Origin of the sequence: Streptomyces sp. NPDC088732 (assembly GCF_044751205.1) — a bacterium.
GTDB lineage: Bacteria > Actinomycetota > Actinomycetes > Streptomycetales > Streptomycetaceae > Actinacidiphila.
Genome location: NZ_JBIVLI010000011.1, coordinates 19,847 through 39,622 on the forward strand (window position 1 = coordinate 19,847; position 19,776 = coordinate 39,622).

Consider the following 19,776-nt stretch of genomic DNA (forward strand, 5'->3'; position numbering starts at 1 on the left):
GCCGCATCGGGAAAGAGGAGCGTGGTCAGCTCTTGGCCTGCGCCCAGGCCAGCTGCACGGCCAGGTCCCGCTTGATCTCGGCGAGCTGGACGACGACCGCGGAGGGCGCCGTGCCGCCCCGGCCGTTCCTGGCGGCCAGCGCGCCGGGCACGTCGAGCACCGTCCGCACCTCGGGGGTGAGGTGGGGGGAGATCTTGGCGAACTGCTCGTCGGTCAGCTGGTCCAGCTCGATGCCCTCGGCCTCGCAGACCTTGACGCACTCACCGGCGATCTCATGCGCCACCCGGAACGGGACGCCCTGCTTGACCAGCCACTCCGCGATGTCGGTGGCGAGCGAGAAGCCCGCCGGGGCCAGCTCCTCCATGCGCTTGCGGTTGACGGTGAGGGTGGCCATCATCCCGGTGAACGCCGGGAGCAGGACCTCGAGGGTGTCGCAGGAGTCGAAGACCGGCTCCTTGTCCTCCTGGAGGTCGCGGTTGTACGCGAGCGGGAGCGCCTTGAGCGTGGCCAGCAGGCCGGTCAGGTTCCCGATGAGGCGGCCGGACTTGCCGCGCGCCAGCTCGGCGATGTCGGGGTTCTTCTTCTGCGGCATGATCGACGAGCCGGTCGAGAAGGCGTCGTGGAGGGTGACGAAGGAGAACTCCTTCGTGTTCCAGATGATGACCTCCTCGGCGATCCGCGACAGGTCGACGCCGATCATCGCCGTGATGAAGGCGAACTCGGCGACGAAGTCCCGCGAGGCGGTGCCGTCGATGGAGTTGGCCGCCGAGCCGTGCTCGAACCCGAGGTCCCGCGCGACGGCCTCCGGGTCCAGGCCGAGCGAGGACCCGGCCAGCGCGCCGGAGCCGTACGGAGAGACGGCCGTCCGCTCGTCCCACTGCCGCAGCCGCTCGGCGTCCCGGGACAGCGCCTGGACGTGGGCGAGGACGTGGTGGGCGAAGAGCACCGGCTGCGCGTGCTGGAGGTGCGTGCGGCCCGGCATGGCGACGTCGATGTGCGCCTCGGCGAGCGCGACCAGGGCGTGCTGGAGCTCGGCGACCAGGCCGCCGATCACACGGGCGTGGTCGCGCAGGTACATCCGGAAGAGCGTGGCGACCTGGTCGTTGCGGGACCGGCCGGCGCGCAGCTTGCCGCCGAGGTCGGGGCCGAGCCGCTCCAGCAGGCCGCGTTCCAGGGCGGTGTGGACGTCCTCGTCGGCGATGGTGCCGGTGAAGCTGCCGTCGGCGACATCGGCCTCCAGCTGGTCGAGGCCGGCCAGCATGCGCGTCAGCTCGTCCCCGGTCAGCAGGCCCGCCGCGGTGAGCACGCGGGCGTGGGCGCGGGAGCCCGCGATGTCGTACGGCGCGAGCCGCCAGTCGAAGTGCACGGACGCCGACAACTTGGCCAGCGCCTCCGCCGGGCCGTCGGCGAAACGGCCGCCCCAGAGCCGGACGTCACCGGTGTTGCTGCTCAACTCTTCGCTCGCTTCCGTCGGTGGTGCGATGTGCGGCCGCCTCCCCGCCGTGGAACGGGCGGGGAGGCGGGCTGCTGTACCGAGGCTACTGACTACGCCAGGTCGCGCTTGGCGGCGATCTTCGACGACATGCCGAAGATCTCGATGAAGCCCTTGGAGAGGGACTGGTCGAACGTGTCGCCGGTGTCGTACGTCGCCAGGTTGAAGTCGTACAGCGACTCGGCGGACTTGCGGCCGGTGACGACGGCGCGGCCGCCGTGCAGGGTCATCCGGATGTCACCGGAGACGTGCTGGTTGGCCTCCTCGATGAAGCCGTCCAGCGCCCGCTTGAGCGGGGAGAACCACAGGCCGTCGTAGACCAGCTCGCCCCAGCGCTGCTCGACCTGCCGCTTGTAGCGGGCGAGTTCGCGCTCGACGGTGACGTTCTCCAGCTCCTGGTGGGCGGTGATCAGTGCGATCGCGCCCGGCGCCTCGTACACCTCGCGGGACTTGATGCCGACCAGCCGGTCCTCGACCATGTCGATCCGGCCGATGCCCTGGGCGCCCGCGCGCTCGTTGAGCTGCTGGATCGCCTGCAGGACGGTGACGGGCTTGCCGTCGATCGCGACCGGGACGCCCTGCTTGAAGGTGATGACCAGCTCGTCGGCCTCGCGGGGCGTGGCCGGGTTCTGGGTGTACTCGTAGACGTCCTCGATCGGGGCGTTCCAGATGTCCTCCAGGAAGCCGGTCTCGACGGCGCGCCCGAAGACGTTCTGGTCGATCGAGTACGGGGACTTCTTGGTGGTGGCGATCGGGAGGTTCTTCTCCTCGCAGAAGGCGATGGCCTTGTCGCGGGTCATCGCGTAGTCGCGGACCGGCGCGATGCACGTGAGGTCGGGCGCGAGGGAGGAGATGCCGGCCTCGAAGCGGACCTGGTCGTTGCCCTTGCCGGTGCAGCCGTGGGCGACGACGGAGGCGCCGTGCTTCTTCGCGGCGGCCACCAGGTGCTTGACGATGGTGGGCCGCGAGAGGGCGGAGACCAGCGGGTAGCGGTCCATGTAGAGGGCGTTGGCCTTGATCGCCGGGAGGCAGTACTCGTCGGCGAACTCGTCCTTGGCGTCGGCGACCTCGGCCTCGACCGCGCCGCAGGCCAGGGCCCGCTTGCGGATCACGTCCAGGTCCTCGCCGCCCTGGCCGACGTCCACGGCCACGGCGATGACCTCGGCGCCGGTCTCCTCGGCGATCCAGCCGATGGCGACGGAGGTGTCCAGTCCGCCCGAGTAGGCGAGTACGACGCGCTCGGTCACGGGTCTCTCCTTTGGTGCGCGAGGTCGAGAGCGTATGGCGGGGCGTGATGATGCATACGCTGATGGGTATAAGTATGCACTCTCTCGTATGTTTCGTCAATCACCCGCATCACCGCAGGTCAGCGCCCCGAAGGGGCGCGGGGAACCGCGCGGGCAACCGCCCACGAACCCGCAACCGACCACGCAGGTCCACGCAGGGCCGCCCGTGGCCGCGGGTCCCGGGAACCGCGGCCCGGGATCGCGCCCGAAGGGGCGCGGGGAACCGCGCGAGCAACCACCCACGAACCCGCACCCGACCACGCAGGCCCGCGCTTAGCACACGCCTCCCCCGACCGTCAGCCGAAGCCCCGCATTGAGTCACGTCGAACTGCCGCCCGTATGCCCTCGCATGGCGGCCACGAGCACGATGATCCACAACAGCAGGGCGGGCAGACGGCAGGCCATGCGCCGGATCCGTCCCCGCCGCTCCCCCGCGGTCCCCCTGCTCCTGCTGGCCTGGGCGGGCGCTGCCGGGGTCGTCTGGCTGTGGTGGGGCAACACCCCCTACGTCCGGCCGGTGGCGGCGGACCGGCTGATCGCGGCCGGCCGGATCACCGGCCTGCTCGGCGGCTACGCGATCTCCCTGGTCGTCCTGCAGATGGCCCGGGTCCCGGCCCTGGAACGGCGGGTCGGCTCCGACCGGGTCGCCCGCTGGCACGCGATGACCGGACGCTACGCGATCTCCCTGGTCGTGGCGCACGTCGTGCTCATCCTGTGGGGCTACTCCGCGCAGTCCGGGCAGCCGATCACCCGGCAGACGGCGAGCGTGGTCCTGGACTACCCCGAGATGGTCAAGGCGACCGCCGGGACCGTGCTGCTCCTGGTCATCGGCTTCGTCTCGGCCGGTGCCCTGCGGCGCAGGATGCGCTACGAGACCTGGTACTACATCCATCTGCTCACCTATGCCGCCGTCTACCTGACGTTCTGGCACCAGCTCGCCACCGGCGCGGAGTTCGCGGGCGACGCGACGGCCCGCGCCGTCTGGTACGCCCTCTACGGCACCGTCACCGCCCTGGTGCTGTGGTACCGGGTGCTGGTGCCCGTACGGCTCAACCTCAAGCACCGCATGCGGGTCGAGGAGACCGTGGAGGAGGCGCCAGGCGTGGTGTCGGTGCTGATCAAGGGGCGGCGGCTGCACCGGCTGGGGGCGGAGCCCGGCCAGTTCTTCCGCTGGCGGTTCCTCGCCGAGGGGCTGCGGTGGAGCTCCAACCCGTACTCGCTGTCCGCGCCGCCCCGGCCCGACCTGCTGCGCATCACCGTCAAGGCGGCCGGCGGGCACAGCTCGGCACTGGCCGGGCTGCGGCCCGGCACCCGTGTGTGGGCGGAGGGGCCGTACGGCGCGATGACGGCCTCGCGGCGCCGCGGCGGCAAGGTGCTGCTGCTGGCGGGCGGCGCGGGCATCACCCCGCTGCGGGCGCTGTTCGAGACGCTGCCGGCCGCGCCCGGCGACCTCACGCTGCTCTACCGCGCGCGCAGGAAGCAGGACCTGGCGCTGTGGGCCGAGTTGCAGGAGATCGCCGCCGATCGCGGCGCCCGTCTGGTCTACGCGGTCAACGGCCCCGGCGGGGCCCGCCCGGAGATCACCGCGGAGGCGCTGCGCCGGATGCTGCCCGACATCGAGGAGCACGACGTCTTCCTGTGCGGGCCGCCGGGGCTCGCCGAGGAGTCCTATGCGGCGCTGCGGGAGGCCGGGGTGCCCGAACGCCGCATCCACCACGAGTCCTTCAAGCTGTGAGGTGCCCGTGAAGAAGAAGCATCCGCTGCGCCGGATCGTCCTGACCGGTGCCACGACCGTCTCCGCCATTGTGCTGCTGCTGGCACTGAAGCCGACGACCGCGCCCTTCGCCGCCCAGGCGGGGGCCCGGCCGCCGCAGCAGCAGCCGCCGGTGTCGGCGGAGCCCTCGGCGGCCGGCGGCGACCCGTCGGTGCCGGTGCCGTCCGCGCCGGCGGGCCGGTCGCCGGACAGGTCCGCGGCGCCCGCGCGGCCCGCCGCGCCCGCCGCGCGGACCGTCACCGGGGACGTGGCGCAGACCAGCTACGGGCCGGTGCAGGTCAGCATCACCGTGGCGGGCGGGCGGATCACCGCCGCGAGCGCGGTGCAGGCCCCGAGCGGCACCCCGATGAGCGAGCAGCTGACCGCCTCCGCGATCCCGCGGCTCAACCAGGCGGCCGTCACCGCGCAGAGCGCCGCCATCGACACCGTCTCCGGCGCCTCCTTCACCAGCCAGGGCTACCAGCAGTCCCTGCAGAGTGCGCTGGACAAGGCCGGTGTCTGACCGTGTCCGACAACCCTCCTCGACTGCGCCACGTCGAACACTGCATGGGGACAGTGTTCTCCTTCGACGTCCGCGGTGCCCGTGACCCGCGGGTGCGGGCGGCCCTGGGGGCCGCGGTCGCCGGGCTCCACGAGGCCGACGCACTGTTCTCCACCTACCGCCCCGACAGCGAGATCAGCCGGCTCGGCCGCGGCGAACTCGGCCCCGAGGACTGCTCCCCCGAGGTGCGCGAGGTGCTGCGGCGGTGCGCGGAGGCCGAACGCACCACCGGCGGCTGGTTCACGCTCCGCTACGCCGGGCCGGACGCCGCGCCGGACCCCACCGGCCTGGTGAAGGGCTGGGCGGTGGAACGCGCCGCGCGCGCCGTCGCCGCCGCCGGCGCGGAGTCGGTGTGCGTCAACGGCGGCGGGGACGTGCAGCTCACCGGCGGCCCGTGGCGGGTCGGCATCGCGGACCCGCTGCGGCCGGGCGGCCTCGCGACCGTCGTGGAGAGCGCGGACGGCGAACTCGCCGTGGCCACCTCCGGTCCCGCGGAACGCGGCTGCCACATCCTCGACCCGCGCACCGGCGAGCCGCCCGCGGACGGGCTCGCCTCGCTCACCGTGGTCCGCCGCGGGCTCACCGAGGCGGACGTGCTGGCCACCGCCGGCTACGCCATGGGCCCGGCCGCGCGCGAGTGGCTGGAAGAGCTCCCCGACACGGAGGCGTTCGCCGTGGAGACCGACGGCACCACCTGGCAGACCCGGGGATTCGGCGGTCTCACCGCGCAGTTGAGCGCTTGACGATCAGCGGTTCCCGGTGGCAAGAATGCGTCCATGGATCTGCATCTGAGCGACAGGGTCGTGCTGGTCACCGGAGGGTCCGACGGACTCGGCGCGGCCCTCGTCCGGCGGCTGGCCGCCGAGGGCGCCAGGGTGGCGCTGTGCGGCCGCGACGCCGAGCGCATCGAGCACCTGGTCAAGGACCTGGGCGCCGCCGGGGCGGACGTCCTCGGCGTGCCCGCCGACGTGACCCGCGCGGAGGACCTGGAGCGCTTCGTCTCCGCCGCGGACGGCCGCTGGGGGCGCATCGACGCCGTCGTCAACAACGCCGGCCGCAGCGCGGCGGGATTCTTCGAGCGCCAGGACGACTCGGTGTGGGAGGAGGACCTGGACCTCAAGCTGCACGCCGCGGTCCGGCTGACCCGGCTGGCGCTGCCGCACCTGCGCGCCGCGGGCGGCGGCAGCGTGGTCAACACCCTGGCCGTCTCGGCCAAGGCACCGGGCGCGGGCAGCACTCCCACCTCGGTGTCCCGGGCCGCGGGCCTGGCGCTCACCAAGGCGCTGTCGAAGGAGCTCGGCCCCGACAACATCCGCGTCAACGCCGTGCTCGTCGGCCTCGTCGAGAGCGGGCAGTGGGACCGCCAGGCCGCCGAGCGCGGCATCACCGTGGAGGAGCTCTACGCCACGATGGGCCGCGAGTCGGGCATCCCGCTCGGCCGCGTGGGGCGCGCCGCGGAGTTCGCGGATCTGGTGGCATTCCTGCTGTCGGACCGCGCCGGCTATGTGACGGGGACCGGCATCAACCTCGACGGCGGCCTCAGCCCGGTCGTCTGACTCGTCGACAGGCTGTCGTGCGGCGCCGGGCTCAGCGCTCGGCGCCGCCCCCGGCCAGGCGGAGCAGGTGGTCGGCGACCGCCAGGCCGCCGAGCGCGGCATCACCGCGGCGGAGCTCTACGCAACGATGGGCCGCGAGTCGGGCATCCCCCTCGGCCGCGTAGGACGCGCCGCGGAGTTCATTCCTGCTGTCGGACCGCGCCGGCTACGTGACGGGGACCGGCATCAACAGCCCCGTCGTCTGACACACCGCCAGCTGCCGCACCCGGAGGGGCTCCGGGCTCAGCGCTCGGCGCCGCCCCCGGCCAGGCGGAGCAGGTGGTCGGCGACCGCCTGCCCGCCGGACGGGTCGCGGCTGATCAGCATCACGGTGTCGTCGCCCGCGATGGTGCCGAGGATGTCCCACACCTCGGCCTGGTCGATCGCCGAGGCGAAGAACTGCGCCGCGCCCGGGGGCGTGCGCACGACGACGAGATTGGCCGAGGCCTCGGCGGAGATGAGCAGTTCGCCCGCGAGGCGGCGCATGCGCTCCTCCTTCACCGACTCTCCCAGCGGGGCCTGCGGCGTGCGGAAACCGCCCTCGCTCGGCACCGCGTAGATCAACTCGCCGTTGTTGGTGCGGATCTTGACGGCGCCGAGCTCGTCGAGGTCCCGGGAGAGCGTCGCCTGGGTGACGGTCAGCCCGTCGTCGGCGAGCAGCTTGGCGAGCTGGCTCTGCGACCGCACCGGCTGCCGGTTGAGGATGTCCACGATCCGCCGGTGGCGTGCCATCCGGGTCTGCGGTACGGCCGCGGCTGCGCCGGCCTGCTGCTGCGCCTCGCTCATCGTCGTGTCATTCTCCGGCTCGCGTTCCCTCGTGTTGGGCCTGGACGGCGTCCAGGACCCCCGGCAGCGCCCGGAGGAAGGCCGCCACCTCCGCGTCACCGAGGATGAGCGGCGGGGCGAGCCGCACCGTGTCGGGTACGGCGGCGTTCACCAGGAGTCCGGCGTCCTGAGCCGCCTTCTGCACCTGGGCGGCGAGCGGCTCGGTGAGCACGATACCCAGCAGCAGGCCCGCACCGCGCACCTGAGCGACCAGCGGGTGCCCCAGCGCCTCGATCCCCTGCCGCAGCTTCTCGCCCTGCCGCTTGGTGTTCTCCAGGATGCCGTCCGCGGCGATGGTGTCGAGGACGGCCAGTGCGGCGGCGCAGGCCACCGGGTTGCCGCCGAAGGTGGTGCCGTGCTGACCGGGCGTCAGCAGGTCCGCGGCGGGCCCGAAGGCGAGGACCGCGCCGATGGGCAGCCCGCCGCCGAGTCCCTTGGCGAGGGTGACGACATCGGGCTCGACGCCCTGCGCCTGGTGCTCGAACCAGTGGCCGGTGCGGCCGATACCGGTCTGCACCTCGTCCAGGACGAGCAGGGCCCCGGCGGCGCGGGTGATCTCGCGGGCGGCGGCAAGGTAGCCGGCCGGGGGCACGACGACGCCGTTCTCGCCCTGGATCGGCTCCAGCACCACCAGCGCGGTGTCCTGCGTGACGGCGGCGCGCAGCGCCTCGGTGTCCCCGAACGGCACGTGCGTGACGTCGCCCGGCAGCGGGTGGAACGCCTCCTGCTTCTTGGGCTGCCCGGTGAGCGCGAGGGCGCCCATGGTGCGCCCGTGGAAGCCGCCCTCGGTCGCCACCATGTGCGTACGGCCCGTCATCCGGCCGATCTTGAAGGCGGCCTCGACGGCCTCGGTGCCGGAGTTGCAGAACAGCACCCGCCCGGGCCGGCCGGACAGCTGCAGCAGCCGCTCGGCGAGGGCGACGGTGGGTTCGGCGACGAAGAAGTTCGAGACGTGGCCGAGGGTGGCGATCTGCTCGGACACGGCGCGCACGACGGCGGGGTGCGCGGTGCCGAGCGCGTTGACGGCGATGCCGCCGAGGAAGTCCAGGTACGTGTTGCCGTCGGCGTCCCAGAAGGTGGCGCCCTCGCCGCGGACCAGCGGCAGCCGCGGTGTGCCGTAGTTGTCCATCAGGGAGCCCTGCCAGCGCTCGGTGAGCGCAGCGTTGCCCTGGTTGCCCTGCTTGCTCGCGTCTCCGGTCCCGGTCATGCCCGTCCCCCTTGGTTCACAGTTCCGTTGGCAGTGCGGTGCGCGGCGTCGGGCACCACCATGGTGCCGATGCCCTCGTCGGTGAAGATCTCCAGCAGGATCGAGTGCTGGACGCGCCCGTCGATGACCCGGGCGGTGTTCACGCCGTTGCGTACGGCGTGCAGGCAGCCCTCCATCTTGGGGACCATGCCGCTGGACAGCTCGGGCAGCAGCTTCTCCAGCTCGCTCGCGGTGAGCCGGCTGATGACCTCGTCGCTGTTCGGCCAGTCCTCGTACAGCCCCTCGACGTCGGTGAGGACCATCAGGGTCTCCGCGCCGAGCGCGGCCGCGAGGGCCGCGGCGGCGGTGTCGGCGTTGACGTTGTAGACCCCGGCCCCGTCGCCGGAGTCGGCGCTGCGGGCGATGGAGGAGACGACCGGGATGCGGCCGTCGTCGAGCAGGGCCTCGATGGCGCCGGTGTCGATCGCGGTGATCTGGCCGACCCGCCCGATGTCGACGGCCTCGCCGTCGACGACCGGACGGTGCCGGGTGGCGCTGATGGTGTGCGCGTCCTCGCCGGTCATGCCGACCGCGAGGGGGCCGTGCTGGTTGAGGAGGTTGACCAGCTCGCGCTGCACCTGCCCCGCCAGCACCATGCGCACGACGTCCATGGCCTCGGGTGTGGTGACCCGCAGCCCCGCCTTGAACTCGCTGACCAGGCCCTGCTTGTCGAGCTGCGCGCTGATCTGCGGGCCGCCGCCGTGCACGACCACGGGCTTGAGCCCGGCGTGCCGCAGGAAGACGACGTCCTGCGCGAACGCGGCCTTCAGCTCCTCGTCGACCATGGCGTTTCCGCCGAACTTGACGACGACCGTCCTGCCGTGGTGCCGGGTCAGCCAGGGCAGTGCCTCGACGAGGATCTGCGCCTTGGGCAGGGCGGTGTGCTTGCGGGCGCTCATGAGCTGTAGGCGCTGTTCTCGTGGACGTACTCGGCGGTGAGGTCGTTGGTCCAGATCGTCGCGGTCTGGTCGCCCGCGGCGAGGTCCGCCGTGATCTGCACCTCGCGGTAGCGCATGTCGACCAGGTCGCGGTCCTCGCCGACGGAGCCGGCCTTGCAGACCCAGACCCCGTTGATGGCCACGTTCAGGCGGTCGGGCTCGAAGGCGGCGGAGGTCGTCCCGATCGCCGAGAGCACCCGGCCCCAGTTGGGGTCCTCGCCGTGGATGGCGCACTTGAGGAGGTTGTTGCGGGCGATGGAACGGCCCACCTCCACCGCGTCGTCCTCGGTCGCGGCGTTCACGACGTCGATCCTGATGTCCTTGGAGGCGCCCTCGGCGTCGCGGATGAGCTGGCGGGCGAGGTCGGCGCAGACCCGCTCGACGCCGGTGGCGAAGTCCTCGTACCCGGGGACGACGCCCGAGGCGCCGGAGGCCAGCAGCAGCACGGTGTCGTTGGTGGACATGCAGCCGTCGGAGTCGGCGCGGTCGAAGGTGGTGCGGGTGGCGGCGCGCAGTGCCTTGTCCAGCGTGGCGGAGTCCAGGTCGGCGTCGGTGGTGATCACGACGAGCATGGTGGCGAGGCCGGGGGCGAGCATGCCCGCGCCCTTCGCCATGCCGCCGACGCTCCAGCCGTCGCCGTCGTGGACGGCGGTCTTGTGGACGGTGTCGGTGGTCTTGATGGCGATGGCGGCCTTCTCGCCGCCGTGCGGGGACAGGGCCGCGGCGGCCTCGTCCACGCCCGGCAGCAGCCGGTCCATGGGCAGCCGCACACCGATGAGCCCCGTGGAGCAGACCGCGACCTCGCCCGCGCTGTGGCCGAGGGCGGCCGCGGCGCGTTCGGCGGTGGCGTGGGTGTCCTGGAAGCCCAGCGGGCCCGTGCAGGCGTTGGCGCCACCGGAGTTGAGGACGACGGCGGAGACCTGGCCGCCGCGCAGGACCTGCTCGGACCACAGGACGGGGGCGGCCTTGACGCGGTTGGAGGTGAAGACGCCGGCCGCGGCGAGGCGCGGACCGCGGTTGACCACCAGGGCCAGGTCCGGGTTGCCGTTCTCCTTTATCCCGGCGGCGATGCCCGCCGCCGTGAATCCCTGCGCTGCCGTGACGCTCACGCTGTGGTCTCCTTCTTCGCTTCCGCGGTGGCCCACCCGGTGGGGGCGGACTTCGTGATGGTGGCTTCGTGCGGCTCGGCGGCCGGGCGGGCCGGGCCGGCGCCGGGACCCGCGCCGCAGGGCGCGGCCCGGGTCAGCAGCACGGCGACGGCGCGGCGCGCGCGGGTGGCGGGACTGAGCGTCGTCGGGGTCACGGGGCGACTCCGGCGGTGCTCAGGCCCGTCCCCTCGGGCAGGCCGAGGGCGATGTTCATGCTCTGCACGGCGCCGCCCGCGGTGCCCTTGGTGAGGTTGTCGATGGCGCTGATCGCGATGATCCGGCCGGCCGCCTCGTCGAGGGCGACCTGCAGCAGCGCGGCGTTGGAGCCGAAGACCGACGCGGTGGCGGGCCACTGGCCCTCGGGCAGCAGGTGCACGAAGGGCTCGTCCGCGAACGCCTTCTCGTACGCGGCGCGCACGGCGGAGGCGGTGACCCCGGGCCGGGCCGCGGCCGTGCACGTGGCGAGGATGCCGCGCGGCATGGGCGCGAGGGTCGGGGTGAAGGAGACGGAGACGCGCTCACCGGCGGCCGCGGTCAGGTTCTGCACGATCTCCGGGGTGTGCCGGTGGCCGCCGCCGACGCCGTACGGGGTCATGCTGCCCATGACCTCGCTGCCGAGCAGGTGCGGCTTGGCCGCCTTGCCCGCGCCCGAGGTGCCGGAGGCGGCGACGACCACGGCCTCCGGCTCGGCCAGGCCGGCCGCGTACGCCGGGAAGAGCGCGAGGGAGACGGCGGTCGGGTAGCAGCCGGGCACCGCGATGCGGCGGGTCCCGGAGAGGGCGGTGCGCGCGCCGGGCAGCTCGGGCAGGCCGTACGGCCAGGTCCCGGCGTGCGGGGTGCCGTAGAAGCGCTCCCAGTCGGCGGGGTCGGCGAGCCGGAAGTCGGCGCCGCAGTCCACGATCAGCGCGGTGTCGCCGAGCCGCTCCGCGACGGCGGCCGACTGGCCGTGCGGCAGGGCGAGGAAGACCACGTCGTGCCCGGCGAGCGCCTCGGGCGCGGTGGGCTCCAGGACGCGGTCCGCGAGCGGCAGCAGGTGCGGCTGCAGGCCGCCGAGGCGCTGCCCTGCGCTGGAGTTCGCGGTGAGCGTGCCGATCTCGATCTCGGGGTGGTTGAGTAGCAGGCGCAGGATCTCCCCGCCCGCGTAGCCGCTCGCACCCGCCACCGCTGCCCGGTACACCATGGACCCTCCTCATCGATGGCATGACTATACGGCCGCCGGAACTTTTATGCAAAGCCCCCTGCGATCCCGCCGGGCATGCCGCCCGTTCCGCGCACCGTGCCGGGAGTCCGCTGCGGACAGGCGGCATCGACCCGACCTCCATGGAAACGCGACGTGATGATGAGGGGCGGCCCCCGCGCGGTGACCGCGTCCCGGTCCATTGACAGACCGCTTGCCGCGCCGGAAACTCGGTGGCCAAAAGTTCAATGAACGATGGTTCACTGGGCGAACAACGCAGTTCGCCGCGGACAAGGGGCTGCCATGACCATCACCCGCGAACTGCTGATCGGCGGCAAGGACGTCCCGGCCGCCTCCGGACGTACGGCCGAGGACATCAACCCGTACACCGGCGAGGTCTGGGCGACCGTCGCGGCCGGGGGCCCCGAGGACATCCGGCGGGCGGTGGACGCGGCGCACGGCGCGTTCCCCGAATGGGCGGCACTGAGCCCCGTGGAGCGGCGCAGGATCTTCCTCACCGCCGCCGACCTGCTGGACGGCCGCGCCGAGCAGGCCGCCGAGATCATGGCCCACGAGGCGGGCGCGACCCGCCCCTGGGCGTACTTCAACGTGGGACTCGCCGCCGGGATCCTGCGCGAGGCCGCCGCCGCGACCACCGCCCCGCGCGGCGAGGTGCTCAGCGCGCAAGAAGAGGGCGTGCTCGGCCTGGCGGTGCGCGAGCCGCTCGGCGTCGTCGCCGCCTTCGCGCCCTGGAACGCGCCGCTCATCCTCGGTGTGCGCGCGGTCGCGGCACCCCTCGCGGCGGGCAACACCGTCGTCGTCAAGCCCAGCGAGGACGCGCCCGTGGCCTGCGGGCTGTTCGTCGCGGACCTGCTGCGCGAGGCGGGACTGCCCGACGGGGTGCTCAACGTCGTCACCAACGCCCGCGAGGACGCGGCCGGAGTCGCCGAGGCCCTCGTCGCCGACCCGCGGGTCCGCGCCGTCAACTTCACCGGCTCCACCGAGGTCGGCCGGATCGTCGGCACCCTCGCCGCCCGCCACCTCAAGCCCGTGCTCCTGGAGCTCGGCGGCAAGAACTCCGTGGTCGTCCTGGAGGACGCGGACGTGGACCACGCCGTCGACGCCGCCGTCTTCGGGGTCTTCCTGAACGCCGGGCAGATCTGCATGTCCGCCGACCGCCTGCTGGTCCACGACAGCCTCGTCGAGGAGTTCACGGCCAAGTTCACCGCGAAGGTCGCCTCGCTGCCCGCGGGCGACCCCACCCACCCGCACACCGTCGTCGGCCCGCTGGTCAGCGAGGCCTCGGCGCGGCGGGTGGCCGCCCTGGTCGCGGACGCCGTCGGCAAGGGCGCCACGCTGCTCACCGGCGGCGGCGAGCCGGACGGCGCGCTCCACCCCGCGACGGTGCTCTCCGGCGTCCCCAAGGAGGCGGAGCTCTACCACGCCGAGGCCTTCGGGCCGCTCGTCACCATCGCCTCCTTCCCGGACGACGACACCGCCGTGGCCCTGGCGAACGACACCGAGCACGGGCTGACCGCGGGCATCATCACCGAGAACGCCACCCACGGCCTGGCCGTCGCCCGCCGCCTGCGCACGGGCATCGTGCACGTCAACGACCAGACGGTCGCCGACGAGCCGCAGGCGCCCTTCGGCGGCGTCCAGGCCAGCGGCCACGGCCGGTTCGGCGGACGCTGGGGCATCGAGGCGTTCTCCCAGACCCGCTGGCTGACCGTCGCCACCCAGCAGGCCCGCTACCCCTTCTGAGGCGTCCGGGGCACCCCGCGCGCAGCGGGTGCGGACCCGGCCGCCGACCCTAGACTGGAGAGGCCAAGCCGTGGACCGCCGAGTTCCCAGGAGGTCGACCGATGCACGCGAACAAGGGTGACCACGTCAGGCAGCACGGCCGCGTCGTCGGCCAGCACGACAAGGTGGCCGAGATCGTCGAGGTCATGGGCAAGAGCGGGGAGCCGCCGTACCGGGTGCGGTACGAGGACGGGCACGAGTGCATCCTGTCGCCCGGACCGGACTCGACGGTGGAGCACGAACACGGCGTGACCCGCACCCCCCAGCCGTAGCGCTGCGCTCCGCCGCCCGAATCCGACCTCCCGCGCCCGGTACCGCGGCCGCCCGCCGGCGGCCGCGGTAGCCAGTGCTGCTTCGCATAGGTGGGCGAGGACGGCGGGCTGGGCCTGCGCGCCGCCGTCCCGGTCTCCCCCCGCGATGCCGAGGCCGACGGGGAGTGCCCCGGCCGGCGGGGCTGGTGGTGGACGTCGACACCCGCGACGGTCCGCCACCCGGAACGGCTGAGCGGGCTCCAGGACGAGATCGCCACGGACGTGCGGAACAGCACCGCGCTGCTCGCCCTGCGCTCGTCGCCGGCCGTGCTGACCGGCGCCACCGCCCTGGGCCTGGCCGTCTGCCGCACACCCCGCAGAGCCCTGGCCGGACCCACGCTTCTCCCGGCCACCGCGCGGGTGCCCGCAGGTTCGGTGCGTCGCCGGGGGAACTTCCCGCGCGGCTGGGGGATCCGCGGGTGGGGGCGCATCGCGGCCGCAGGTCCTGGGGTGTGCTTCGACAACCGCGCCGGGTGCCCGGCGACCGGGTCCCGCGGCGCGGCGTCGGCACGGCCGACGGCCCCCGCCCCCCGCTGCGCACCGCCCTGTCGCGCGGCCATGAGCGGGTCTCCCCGACCCGGCGTGGAGGCACCCCGGCCGTGGGCCGGCTGCCGGGCGGAGCCGTACCTCAGCGGGCCGGGGCCCGGGTCGGGTAGTGGTCGCGGACGACGCGGCTCATCGCGCCGATGGGGTCGGCGACGACCTCCTTGCCGGAGAAGAAGATGTTGCCGCGTACCTCGGGGTGGCGGGCGTCCAGGGTGAGATGCCGCGACAGCTCCGCCGGGTCCTGCCAGGCCTTGGCCTCGCCGGCGCCGCCGGCCCGGTACAGGGCCTCGCCGATGTAGAGCTGCGTGCCGGTGCCGGCGACGACATCGGACCACCAGGACACCAGGGTCGCGTAGTCGGCGATCTCGAAGCCGATGTTCCAGTACACCTGGGGGGCGATGTAGTCGATCCAGCCCTTGCGCACCCAGCCCCGGGTGTCGGCGTACAGGTCGTCGTAGGTCTGCACGCCGCCTCGGGTGTCCGAGCCGCGCGGGTCGGTGGCGGCGTTGCGCCAGACCGCGAAGGGGCTGATGCCGAAGCGGGCCGAGGGCCGCAGGCGTTTGATGCGCGCGGCGGTCCCGCTCACCAGGAGGTCGGTGTTGTGCCGCCGCCAGGCGGCCCTGTCGGCGAAGCCGCCGCCGTACCGCTCGAAGGCGTCGTCGTCGGCGAACGCCTTGCCCGCCACGGGGTACGGGTAGAAGTAGTCGTCCCAGTGGACGCCGTCGACGGGGTAGCGGCGCACCGCGTCCAGCATCGCGTCCTGGACGAAGTCGCGGACCTCGGGCAGACCGGGGTTGTAGTACAGCTTCCCTGCGTACGGGACCGCCCAGCCGGGGTTGCGCACGGCGGGGTGGTCGCGCGACAGCCGCTTCGGGTCGGCGTGGTTGGCGACCCGGTAGGGGTTGAACCAGGCGTGCAGTTCCAGCCCGCGTGCGTGCGCCTCCTCCACGGCGGTGCCCAGCGGGTCCCATCCGGGGTCGCCGCCCTGAACGCCGGTCAGGTACTCCGACCAGGGTTCGTACGGGGACGGCCAGAACGCGTCGGCCGTGGGGCGGACCTGCATGACCACGGCGTTCAGCCGGCGGTCCACGGCCGTGTCGAGGTAGTCGAGCAGTTCGCGGCGCTGCTCGCGGGGCGTGCCGCCGCGGGCCGACGGCCAGTCGCGGCCCCCGACCGTGGCGAGCCACATGCCCCGGAACTGCGGCAGCGCGGTGCCGCCGCCCGCCGGGGCCGCCGCACCGGACGCGTCCGCCGTCGTCAGCGCGGCGGAGACGGCCCCGGCCGCACCGGCGGCGAAGGCCCTGCGTGAGAGGTGAGCCATCGATTCCCCCTGATGATCCGTCACTTCTGGCCGATCATGCGGCGAACCGGCGGTCCCGGGCAACCCGTGCCGGGCCCCGGCGTGTCCCCTGGCGGCCCTGTGCACACCGCAAGTACGGCCCGGGGTGCGGCCCCGCGGGCGCGTCGCACCGGCGGCCTGCGGTGGTCCACCCGGGTGTAATGTCGATCGGGCTGGTCCGGCCCGTACAACGGTCCGGGTCTCCGTCTCGCGATCAGGGAGAGGCTGGGCGTTGAACGACGACATCCGTTTTGTCGGTGTGGTGGGCTGTGGCCAGATGGGTGCGGGCATCGCCGAGGTGTGCGCCCGGGCCGGGCTGTACGTCCGGGTCGCGGAGACCACCGGCGAGGCCCTGGAACTGGGCCGCACACGCCTGACGACGTCGCTCGCCAAGGCCGCCGAGCGCGGCAAGATCACCGAGGAGGAGCGCGACGCGGCGCTGGAGCGCCTCAGCTTCACCACCGACCTCGGGGACTTCGCGGACCGCGACCTCGTCATCGAGGCCGTCGTGGAGAACGAGCAGGTCAAGACCGAGATCTTCCAGGTCCTCGACCAGGTGGTGACCCGCCGGGACGCCATCTTGGCCTCGAACACCTCCTCCATCCCGCTGGTGAAGCTCGCCGTCGCCACCTCGCGCCCCGAGCAGGTGCTCGGCATCCACTTCTTCAACCCCGCCCCGGTGCAGGCGCTCGTCGAGCTGATCCCGGCGCTGACCACCGACGGCCAGACGCTGGTGCGCGCGGAGAAGCTGGTCACCGACGTGCTGGGCAAGCACCCGATCCGCGCTCAGGACCGCGCGGGCTTCGTGGTGAACGCCCTGCTCATCCCGTACCTGCTGTCGTCGATCCGGATGTTCGAGTCCGGTATCGCCAGCCGTGAGGACATCGACAACGGCATGGAGATGGGCTGCGCCCACCCGATGGGCCCGCTCAAGCTCTCCGACCTGATCGGCCTGGACACCGTGGCCTCGGTCGCCGACTCGATGTACCACGAGTTCAAGGAGCCGCTGTACGCCGCTCCCCCGCTGCTCCAGCGCATGGTCGACGCGGGCCGGCTGGGCCGCAAGAGCGGCCACGGCTTCTACGACTACGCGTAGTCGGGGGCTCGCGTCGCGGCCTGACGGCCTCCGCCGGTCCGGGCCAGCTCCGCGCGGGCCCTGGCCGCCATCGGGGCGGCGCCCACGGCCGTGCTGATCTCCAGGGCCTCCGTCAGCGCCGCGCGCGCGGCGGCGGCCCGTCGCGGGCGGCGGTCGGCGGCGCCCAGCACGATCAGGGAGCGGGCGAGGTCGAGCGGCAGTGACCGCCCGCGCAGCCGGGTGACGGCGGACTGGATACGGGCGATGCCGCGCTTGTGGTGGCCCAGCGCCGTCTCCCGCAGCCCTTCGGCCCGTTCCAGGGCGGCGGCCACGCTCACGGGCGGGCGGGGCCCGGCGCGGCGGCGGGCGGCGCGCAGCACCTCGGCGGCGGCGTCGGTGTCGCCGAGGATGGCGCTCGCCTCGGCGAGGTCCCCGTACCAGCGCAGCAGCACCGGGTCGCCGAGGCCCATGGTCTCCCCGAGCCGCCGTACCTGCCGCAGGGTGTCGACGGCCGCCGCGGTGTTCTCCCGCCCCCCGGCGAGCAGTTGGGCCCGGCCGCGCACGCCCAGGGCCCGCAGCAGGAACAGCTGGTCGCCGTCGGTCGTGCAGGCGCGCACGGTGCGGTCGGCGAGTTCCAGGGCGCGCTCCAGCCGGCCGCCCGCGGTCTCCGCGAGCGTGGCGGCGTAGAGCACCGGCGGGGAGTCGCTGCCTGCGCGGACCGGGAGGACGCCGCAGCGGGCGACGTTGTCCATGGCCTCGCGGCAGCGGCCGGACCTGACCTGGATGCGGACCAGGGCGACGAGGGTGGCGGCGGTCTCCTCCACGGAGGCGTACTCGCCGGTCCGGCCGAGGAGCCCGGCCATCGCGGCTTCCGCCTCGTCGATGCGGTCGGCGTCGGCGGCCAGCAGCGCCCGGGTCCGTACGAGTTCCCGGGCGCCCGGCTCGTCGGCGGGGCCCAGCAGGGCCGTCGCCTCGTCGAGCGCGGACTCGGCGGCGTCGGCCTCGCCGTGCAGCGCGTGCAGCCGGGCGAGCAGGGCCAGGGCGGCCACCCGGGTGTCGGCGGTGACGGCGTCCGCGCCCGCGGAGGGCCCGGTCCCGAGCGCCGGGTGGGCGGCGCGCCGCGCGTGCGCGGCGGCCTGGGCGGGACGGCCGCCGATGAGGTGCCGCACCGCGGCCCAGTGGTGCAGGCGGGCCTCCAGTTCCGGGTGCCCCTCGGCCTCGACCAGGCCGTCCGTGATGAGCCGGCCGGTGCCGCCGAGGGCCTGTCCGGCGTTGCCGAGCATGATCAGCCGGGCCCGGACGCGCTGCGGGGCGGAGGCCGCCTCGGCCAGGACGGTCTCCGCGAAGCGGTCGGCGTCGGCGCGCAGGCCCGCGTCGCTGGCGTACTCGGCGGCCGCCAGCAGCCGTTCGGCGCGCTCGGCGGGGCGGTCGGCGGGGGTGCGGCGGGCGGCCAGCGCGGCCAGTTCGGCGGCGGTGGCGGGGGCTCCGCGGCGGCGTGCGGACCCGGCGGCGGAGGTGAGGGTGGCCGCGGTGGTCTCGTCGGCGTGCGGATGGGCCAGGGCCAGGTGGCGGGCGTGCTCGACGGGCTCGGGCACGGCGCGGGCGAGCAGCTTGTGGACGGCGCGGCGGCCGTGTTCGGGGGCGTCGGCGTAGACCGCCGCGCGGATCAGCGGATGGTGGAAGCGGATCGTCTCCTCGGCGTCGGCGACGGCGACCCCGAGCGCTTCGGCGGTGGCCAGGTCGGCCGCCGGGTCCGGGATGCCGGCGGCGGTCAGCAGCGGCAGCGTGGGGCGGGCGGCGGCGGAGGCGACCAGCAGCGTCTGCCGGGCGGAGGCGGGCAGCAGCCGTACCCGGTCCAGCAGCAGGTCGCGCAGCCGCGGCGGCACGGACAGGGTGTCGCCGGCCTCGGCGGGCATGCCGTCGCGCAGCGCCGCGACGCCGAGTTCGATCGCGTAGAGCGGATTGCCCGCGGCGGTCTCCTGGATCGCGCGCAGCGCGTGCTCGGGGAGCTGCCGGCCGGTGCGTTCCCGCAGCAGGTCGGCCACTTCGCCGTCGGCGAGCGGGGGCACGGGCACGGTGGCGGTGCCCGGCGGGCAGCAGCGCAGGCCGAGCGGCTCCTCGCCGTCCATGACGCGCTCGGCGGCCAGGAAGCGCACGGGGGCGTTGTCGTACAGGCGCCGCAGGGCGACCGAGAGCACCTCGGCGCTGGGCATGTCGACCCACTGGAGGTCGTCGACCACGACGAGGACCGGGCCGGCGGCGGACAGCGCCCGCAGGAGGTCGACGGCCGCGTCGCGCACGGCCAGCCGGCTCTGCGGGGAGACCGGCTCACGGCCGCGCAGCAGGGCGGCGCGCAGCGCGGCGCGGGGGCCTTCGGCCAGCCCGTCCACATAGGAGTCCGGGACGCGGGCGAAGAGGTCCATCAGCGCCACGAAGGGGAGCTTGGCGTCCTCCTCGACGGGGGCGCAGCGCAGGACGAAGCCGTCGGCGGCGGCCTGCCCGGCCTGCCCGGTCGGCGCGCTCAACGCGGTGAGCAGCGCGGACTTGCCGATGCCCGCGGACCCGTGGAACAGGACGCCCGGACCGGCGCTCAGCTGTGTCCGGGCATGGTCGAGGATCTCCCGACGCCCGATCAGGGACGGCATATGCACATGACAACGTTTGTGCAACTACCTTGTCA

17 protein-coding genes are annotated in these 19,776 nt (G+C 74.0%); 7 read left to right on the forward strand and 10 right to left on the reverse strand.

What is annotated here, in order from left to right:
• Window positions 1–25 precede the first annotated feature (25 nt).
• Entirely contained in the window at window positions 26–1,453 is a 1,428-nt protein-coding gene (argH, locus tag ACIP9H_RS19545; protein ID WP_401588934.1) for an argininosuccinate lyase, read from the reverse strand.
• Window positions 1,454–1,545: 92 nt separating this feature from the next.
• A complete protein-coding gene (locus ACIP9H_RS19550; RefSeq protein ID WP_401588936.1) occupies window positions 1,546–2,739 on the reverse strand; it encodes an argininosuccinate synthase in 1,194 nt (397 codons plus the stop codon).
• A gap of 388 nt (window positions 2,740–3,127) precedes the next feature.
• Between ACIP9H_RS19550 and ACIP9H_RS19555 the strand changes: the two genes are divergently transcribed.
• Genes ACIP9H_RS19555 through ACIP9H_RS19570 form a run of 4 tightly spaced genes read left to right on the forward strand, consistent with a single transcriptional unit; the run spans window position 3,128 to window position 6,649 of the window.
• Window positions 3,128–4,513 carry a ferric reductase-like transmembrane domain-containing protein gene (locus tag ACIP9H_RS19555; protein WP_401959914.1) on the forward strand — a complete coding sequence of 462 codons (1,386 nt, stop codon included), beginning with the start codon at window positions 3,128–3,130 and terminating at the stop codon, window positions 4,511–4,513.
• A 7-nt stretch (window positions 4,514–4,520) separates the two neighbouring features.
• The gene (locus tag ACIP9H_RS19560; RefSeq protein WP_401588941.1) at window positions 4,521–5,054 is read left to right on the forward strand and encodes an FMN-binding protein; all 534 of its coding nucleotides are present in this window, start codon (window positions 4,521–4,523) and stop codon (window positions 5,052–5,054) included.
• A 44-nt stretch (window positions 5,055–5,098) separates the two neighbouring features.
• The gene (locus ACIP9H_RS19565) at window positions 5,099–5,836 is read left to right on the forward strand and encodes an FAD:protein FMN transferase (RefSeq protein WP_401588944.1); all 738 of its coding nucleotides are present in this window, start codon (window positions 5,099–5,101) and stop codon (window positions 5,834–5,836) included.
• 33 nt (window positions 5,837–5,869) lie between these two features.
• Entirely contained in the window at window positions 5,870–6,649 is a 780-nt protein-coding gene (locus ACIP9H_RS19570; RefSeq protein WP_401588946.1) for an SDR family oxidoreductase, read from the forward strand.
• Between the two features lie 282 nt (window positions 6,650–6,931).
• Here ACIP9H_RS19570 and ACIP9H_RS19575 read toward each other — a convergent pair whose 3' ends face one another.
• The 6 genes from ACIP9H_RS19575 to argC are packed head-to-tail and all read right to left on the reverse strand — an operon-like array spanning window position 6,932 to window position 12,025.
• Window positions 6,932–7,474 (reverse strand): arginine repressor, encoded by a 543-nt coding sequence (locus ACIP9H_RS19575; RefSeq protein ID WP_401588948.1) that lies wholly within the window; start codon window positions 7,472–7,474, stop codon window positions 6,932–6,934.
• Window positions 7,475–7,481: 7 nt separating this feature from the next.
• Window positions 7,482–8,720 (reverse strand): acetylornithine transaminase, encoded by a 1,239-nt coding sequence (locus ACIP9H_RS19580; RefSeq protein WP_401588951.1) that lies wholly within the window; start codon window positions 8,718–8,720, stop codon window positions 7,482–7,484.
• Window positions 8,717–9,658, reverse strand: coding sequence for an acetylglutamate kinase (gene argB / locus ACIP9H_RS19585; protein ID WP_401959917.1), 942 nt, complete (start codon window positions 9,656–9,658; stop codon window positions 8,717–8,719). The genes ACIP9H_RS19580 and argB overlap by 4 nt, the downstream gene beginning before the upstream one ends.
• Window positions 9,655–10,806, reverse strand: coding sequence for a bifunctional glutamate N-acetyltransferase/amino-acid acetyltransferase ArgJ (gene argJ, locus ACIP9H_RS19590; RefSeq protein WP_401959919.1), 1,152 nt, complete (start codon window positions 10,804–10,806; stop codon window positions 9,655–9,657). The genes argB and argJ overlap by 4 nt, the downstream gene beginning before the upstream one ends.
• On the reverse strand, window positions 10,803–11,000 hold the full coding sequence (locus ACIP9H_RS19595; RefSeq protein ID WP_401588960.1) for a hypothetical protein: 198 nt from the start codon (window positions 10,998–11,000) through the stop codon (window positions 10,803–10,805). The genes argJ and ACIP9H_RS19595 overlap by 4 nt, the downstream gene beginning before the upstream one ends.
• Complete coding sequence (gene argC / locus ACIP9H_RS19600; RefSeq protein ID WP_401588963.1) at window positions 10,997–12,025, reverse strand: N-acetyl-gamma-glutamyl-phosphate reductase; 1,029 nt, start codon at window positions 12,023–12,025, stop codon at window positions 10,997–10,999. The genes ACIP9H_RS19595 and argC overlap by 4 nt, the downstream gene beginning before the upstream one ends.
• 300 nt (window positions 12,026–12,325) lie before the next feature.
• On the opposite strand from argC, the gene ACIP9H_RS19605 reads away from it, so the two are divergent.
• Both ACIP9H_RS19605 and ACIP9H_RS19610 read left to right on the forward strand, forming a co-directional pair.
• Window positions 12,326–13,786, forward strand: a complete 1,461-nt coding sequence (locus ACIP9H_RS19605; protein ID WP_401588965.1) for an aldehyde dehydrogenase family protein — start codon at window positions 12,326–12,328, stop codon at window positions 13,784–13,786.
• A gap of 101 nt (window positions 13,787–13,887) precedes the next feature.
• Complete coding sequence (locus tag ACIP9H_RS19610) at window positions 13,888–14,097, forward strand: DUF1918 domain-containing protein (RefSeq protein WP_401588968.1); 210 nt, start codon at window positions 13,888–13,890, stop codon at window positions 14,095–14,097.
• A gap of 667 nt (window positions 14,098–14,764) precedes the next feature.
• Here ACIP9H_RS19610 and ACIP9H_RS19615 read toward each other — a convergent pair.
• Window positions 14,765–16,003, reverse strand: a complete 1,239-nt coding sequence (locus tag ACIP9H_RS19615; protein ID WP_401959921.1) for a glycoside hydrolase family 10 protein — start codon at window positions 16,001–16,003, stop codon at window positions 14,765–14,767.
• A gap of 250 nt (window positions 16,004–16,253) precedes the next feature.
• On the opposite strand from ACIP9H_RS19615, the gene ACIP9H_RS19620 reads away from it, so the two are divergent.
• Complete coding sequence (locus tag ACIP9H_RS19620) at window positions 16,254–17,117, forward strand: 3-hydroxybutyryl-CoA dehydrogenase (RefSeq protein ID WP_401588973.1); 864 nt, start codon at window positions 16,254–16,256, stop codon at window positions 17,115–17,117.
• On the opposite strand, the gene ACIP9H_RS19625 is transcribed toward ACIP9H_RS19620, so the two are convergent.
• Window positions 17,108–19,741, reverse strand: coding sequence for an AAA family ATPase (locus ACIP9H_RS19625; RefSeq protein WP_401959923.1), 2,634 nt, complete (start codon window positions 19,739–19,741; stop codon window positions 17,108–17,110). The genes ACIP9H_RS19620 and ACIP9H_RS19625 overlap by 10 nt on opposite strands.
• Window positions 19,742–19,776: the final 35 nt, after the last annotated feature.